The organism is Streptomyces sp. NPDC018000 (genome assembly GCF_044328025.1).
GTDB lineage: Bacteria > Actinomycetota > Actinomycetes > Streptomycetales > Streptomycetaceae > Streptomyces.
Window position 1 is genome coordinate 1 of record NZ_JBIRGM010000052.1, and the last position, 4,591, is coordinate 4,591.

6 protein-coding genes are annotated in these 4,591 nt (G+C 67.4%); 3 read left to right on the plus strand and 3 right to left on the minus strand.

From position 1 onward, the window contains the following. Positions 1–62: 62 nt before the first annotated feature. Positions 63–494, minus strand: a complete 432-nt coding sequence (locus ACH4EW_RS32290) for a tetratricopeptide repeat protein (RefSeq protein ID WP_398263099.1) — start codon at positions 492–494, stop codon at positions 63–65. A 221-nt stretch (positions 495–715) separates the two neighbouring features. Between ACH4EW_RS32290 and ACH4EW_RS32295 the strand changes: the two genes are divergently transcribed. The 3 genes from ACH4EW_RS32295 (at position 716) to ACH4EW_RS32305 (ending at position 3,455) form a co-directional block, all read left to right on the plus strand. Then, the gene (locus ACH4EW_RS32295) at positions 716–1,441 is read left to right on the plus strand and encodes a dienelactone hydrolase family protein (protein ID WP_398263101.1); all 726 of its coding nucleotides are present in this window, start codon (positions 716–718) and stop codon (positions 1,439–1,441) included. A 380-nt stretch (positions 1,442–1,821) separates the two neighbouring features. Continuing rightward, positions 1,822–2,979, plus strand: coding sequence for a hypothetical protein (locus ACH4EW_RS32300; RefSeq protein ID WP_398263103.1), 1,158 nt, complete (start codon positions 1,822–1,824; stop codon positions 2,977–2,979). Then, on the plus strand, positions 2,976–3,455 hold the full coding sequence (locus tag ACH4EW_RS32305) for a hypothetical protein (RefSeq protein ID WP_398263105.1): 480 nt from the start codon (positions 2,976–2,978) through the stop codon (positions 3,453–3,455). The genes ACH4EW_RS32300 and ACH4EW_RS32305 overlap by 4 nt, the downstream gene beginning before the upstream one ends. 76 nt (positions 3,456–3,531) lie before the next feature. Here ACH4EW_RS32305 and ACH4EW_RS32310 read toward each other — a convergent pair whose 3' ends face one another. Both ACH4EW_RS32310 and ACH4EW_RS32315 read right to left on the minus strand, forming a co-directional pair. After that, positions 3,532–3,942: a hypothetical protein gene (locus ACH4EW_RS32310; protein ID WP_398263107.1), complete on the minus strand. Its 411-nt coding sequence runs from the start codon at positions 3,940–3,942 to the stop codon at positions 3,532–3,534. A 139-nt stretch (positions 3,943–4,081) separates the two neighbouring features. Beyond that, positions 4,082–4,366, minus strand: a complete 285-nt coding sequence (locus ACH4EW_RS32315; RefSeq protein ID WP_398263109.1) for a DUF3027 domain-containing protein — start codon at positions 4,364–4,366, stop codon at positions 4,082–4,084. Positions 4,367–4,591 lie beyond the last annotated feature (225 nt).

The window sequence follows — 4,591 nt, forward strand, 5'->3', positions numbered from 1 at the left end:
GCTGGTGCTGGTCATACGGGTGGTTCTCCTGCTCGTTCGTCCACCCAGGCTAACTGATCACGCTAGGGTGTCTCACCCAACGATGTCAGAGAGGGGATCGCCACCGCCTCCATGGCAACCGCCAGAGCCTCCTCCCGACGCCCGACTTCCCAAAGCATCGCCCCAAGATTGCTCAGAATCGTCGGGTACCTGGGACCATCCACCGGACTCTCTGCGAGTGCCTGGCGGGCCAATTCGACGGCCTGGTCAAGGCCAGCCAAGTCGCCCCTTCGCTCGAAACGGGCACGCAGCGCGCTCCCCAGGTTGTTCAAGAGCGCAGCGCGGTCAGGGTGCCCAGAGGGAGCGACCTCCACTGCCTGGCGGGCAACAGCGACGGCCTGGTCAAGGTCAGCCAAGTCGCCCCTTCGCTCGAAACGGGCGACGCCTGTCCGAAGCGCTCGGACAGGCCGTCTGGGAAGCCTCCGGGCTCGGTGCCCCCGCCGACGTCGAAACACTCACCCGCCGGATCGGCGAGCTGGAGCAGCGGATCCTCGACCTCCGCTCCGACACTCGCCGAGCGCGACGAGGACCTCGCCGCCGCACGCGCCGCGAACCGGAACTTGATGGCTCAGCTGAACAGCTGACGGGGTGGTTCCGGAAAACGCCGGAGACGTGTCTTCTGCCAGCGGCAGAACACCGGCCCCACTGGGCCCGGCGATCAATACAGTCCAGGCTCATGACGACAGTTACCACGCGCACGGTCGAATACGCGGCCGACGGCCTGACGATGATCGGGCACCTCGCGCTCCCGGCCGGTTCCGGCCGCCGGCCCGCGGTCCTGGTCGGGCCCGAGGGGGTGGGGCTCAGCGACGTCGAGCGCCGCCGGGCCGATGCGCTCGCCGAGCTGGGATACGTGGCGCTGGCCTTCGACCTCCACGGCGGGCGCTACTTGGGCGACCCCGAGGAGATGCTGGCCCGTTGCATGCCGCTGCTCGCCGACCCCGACCGGATGCGGGGCATCGGTCATGCGGCGCTCGACGTGTTACGCGCCGAACCGCGGACCGACCCCGGCCAGATCGCCGCCGTCGGCTACGGCACCGGGGGCGCAATCGCGCTGGAACTCGGGCGCGACGGCGTCAACCTGCGCGCGATCGGGACAGTCAACGCACTGACCACAGGCCGACCGGGCGAGGCAGCGCACATCCGCTGCCCAGTGTGGGCCGGGGTCGGGTCGGAAGACCCGATCATGCCGCCCGCGCAACGGGAAGCATTCACCGCCGAGATGCAGGCCGCGGGCGTCGACTGGCGCCTTGTGGTCTACGGCGGCGCCTTGCACGCCTTCCACCACCCACCGGTCGACCACACCGTGGTCCCCGGCGTCGGCTACCACCCACGGCACGCGCAGCGAGCCTGGTGCGACGTCGTCGACCTGCTCTCCGAGTGCCTGCCCATAACGGAGTGATCTGGTCGGCAACCGCGATTCCGGTGCGCCAGCAGGCTCTCGAAGAACAACATCAGGCGGCCACCGCCTCGGTCCGCGACACCTGTCGCTCACCCAACGACCGCGGACACACGCCCCGGAGCTGCACGGTCATCGTGCCTCCCGGGCTCGAACTCCGAGCAACCCCGAGAAAAGCGACGTGGTGAAGGCACGCCTTGCGGCCGTCGGCCGTGCCGTGGGTGGTCTTCTCTTCGGTGGCCGGGTCCTGGTAGGTGACCGGGTGGTCGTCGGAGGCGCCCTTCAGGCGGGCGCAGAAGTCGTCCTGTCGACTTTGCCGCCGAACGTTCCGAGGCCCTCACCGCCCCCGAACGGCCCCGTTCGCGCCGGAGGCGCGTCGCCTGATGCTCGCCCGCCTGCCGGACCCCGTCCCACCCGCACAGCACGAAATCGCCGCCTCCTACATCGGCCGCCTGGCGACCATCCACGGCCTCGACATCAACGCCCTCTGGCGCCGCGTCACCGAACGCGAAGCTTCCGGCGGCATGCGTCGTGTCGTCGTTCCCGAACGGCTCGCCGCCGTCACCGGCCGGACAGTGCACGCCCTCGTCGGCGCCCTGCCCGAACTGCGCACCCCGCAACCCGACTGGGCCATGTTCCGTCACCAGCCACAACCCGGCTGCCACCACTGCGACAGCAAGCACCCCGGCGGCAGAGTCACCAGGCTCCTGCCGCACCATCGCTACGTCTGCACCCGCCACAGCGTCTGGATCGGTCCGCCCGATGCCGACCAGCGCTCCGTCAGTCTGGCTGGCCTGCCAGAAATCGTCGGCGCCCAGCGCAAGCACCTGCGCATCCTGCGCCAGCACAGCTGGGCCACCACCTACGACGCGTTGCTGACCGCTTTCACCTTCTGCGGGCACATTTGGACGGGCAAGGAACCTCCCGAGAACCCGCACCACGTCTGGCACACCTGGGACGAACGCGCCCACGTCCTCATTCCGCCCGAGACGGTCAAGAAGTCGTACAGCACCTCCCGCCTGTTCGCCGCCGTCTATCCCGAAGCCGTCAGCGTCGCCGCTCTCCTTGCCTCACCCAACTGGAGACGCTTGGCAAGCGGCACAGCCACGGAACGCGAAACCTTCTACGGCGAAATCAGCAAGCGCATCGACTACCCCTACAGGAGCAACCACGACCACAGCGACGCCATCGCTCACTGGGCCGACGCGGACGCATGGCGCCCGCCGTCGAACCCCCTCGTCACCTTCAGGCCCGGCCGCACGCAAGGCCGGCTCCCCGAACGCCACCGCGGCCACGAACAACGCCAGGAAAAGAGCGCTCTGTGGTTCAGCCGCACTCGTCGCAACGCGGGGCGGAACCTGTTATTCCACAATCACCTCAAACCTGTGCTCACCCGCGCTTGGACCCCCGCTTACGAGAAGTTCGAAGGCGTGATCTGGCACAGCGCCCGCGTCGACGAACTGATGAAGACCACGACGGCACGAGAGCGGCAAAAGCTCAATCCATCCCCGGGAGTCGCCCGTGACACCATGCAGCCATGAACTTCGAGCTCGCCCCTCCCATCGGAGTCGGACCGCTGCACATAGGCATGTCGCGTCGGGAAGCTGACAGCGCACTCCAGTCGCTGCGCGAACCCACAGATGTCTCGCCGTCCGACCGCCCGGGGCAGCACATCTTCCGACCGAGCGGCCTGATGATCAGCATCGGATGCACGCGCGACCGCCTTGAATCGGTGGAGTTCGGACGCCCGTCCAACTCGTCAGACGCTGTCCTCTTCCGCGGCATCGACGTCTTCGCCCTACCGGCCCGCGAAGTCGTGAGGCGCATGACCGCGCTGACGACGATCGCCGCCGATCCAGACGACCCCGCGTCGTTCGTCGCGTCGGATCTGCTGCTGAGTTTCTGGCGCCCGTTCGAAGCCGACGACGAACCCGATGAAGAGCAGGGCTACTACTTCACTACGGTCCTCCTGGCCCGGCCTGGCTACTACGACGGCCCGGGCCAGACCGATGCCTGAGTAGCCCTCTGGACGACATGACTGGGCCCCGATCTGGTGGCGGGAGGAACCGGTTGAGCTGGCCCCACCCCTCTCATCAGACCGATAGCAGCGCGGGCATGGCGTCCACTCGTCCATAGGTGAGCACCTGCGCGAGGACCTCGCGGAACCGGGCGACGTCTTCGGCCGGCGCCTCGATGACGGCCTCGATCTCGCCCTCGTTCAACCGAAGACTCTCCAGCGCCTCGGGATCCAGCGAAATGCGGAGCACATTGCCCTCCAGGGCGGCTTCGCGAACACAGCCGTAGGCGGTCCCCTGGCCAGCAGTGACCAGGCAGTGCGTGTCCATTCCCAGCGCGACTTCTTGGTCGTCGGGCTCTTCCTCGCCTGCCATAAACATCAGGATGAAGCCGCTGCCATCCTCGTGCTCCGAAAGGCCTGCCTCGGTGAAGTAGCCGTCAGGATCGATCTCCGTGCTGGCGACACGAGCGGTGAATCGGTACGTCATGACGAGGTTGTATCAGCGTGGTCGGACACGGCTCCCAGGAGGGGCGTCGACGTCATCACGGCTACTCCAAACCGCTCCTCAGTCAGGGCCAGACGAAGTCGTTACAGCGGGCTACGAAGAGGCCGTCCTGGCCACGTGTTCAGCCGAACGTTCCATCCTCGCGAACGGCGAAGAGCTCGCAGCCGTCGTGCTCGAAGCGCACCCGTCCGTCGAACGGCGAGTCGGCACGAGTGCAGACCCCCCAGTCCAGGCCCAGCTCTCCGCGCAGCGCGATCCAGAATCGGCATCCACCACACTGCTCGTCGAACCATTCATCCCGATAACCGGGCTCTCCAGTTGAGCGATTCAGCAACCGCAACCAGCGCTCATGGACCTCGTCGTCGCCTTCGTCCACGCCACCCGCTTGATGCCCTCCGAACGCCATCGGTTCCCCACCCTCTCGCCGAATTCGCAAGGTCAATCTGCACGGAACCGGTGTCTCGTCGCCAACCGTTTCCTGCGAGCCGCAGGCCATCGAGTCATGGTGTCGCAGACATCACATGCAAAGGACACGTGCGGCCTATGCGTCCACGGGGAGCCGGTGGCACGGTGGTTTTCACCGGTCGGTGCTGCGGGACGTCCGGTGGTGAGTCCCTGGTGGTTGCGGGGT

Coding starts and splice junctions, on each gene's coding strand:
- ACH4EW_RS32295 (WP_398263101.1), top strand. CDS start 716: ATGACGACAGTTACCACGCGCACGGTCGAATACGCGGCCGACGGCCTG.
- ACH4EW_RS32300 (WP_398263103.1), top strand. CDS start 1,822: ATGCTCGCCCGCCTGCCGGACCCCGTCCCACCCGCACAGCACGAAATC.
- ACH4EW_RS32305 (WP_398263105.1), top strand. CDS start 2,976: ATGAACTTCGAGCTCGCCCCTCCCATCGGAGTCGGACCGCTGCACATA.
- ACH4EW_RS32310 (WP_398263107.1), bottom strand. CDS start 3,942: ATGACGTACCGATTCACCGCTCGTGTCGCCAGCACGGAGATCGATCCT.
- ACH4EW_RS32315 (WP_398263109.1), bottom strand. CDS start 4,366: ATGGCGTTCGGAGGGCATCAAGCGGGTGGCGTGGACGAAGGCGACGAC.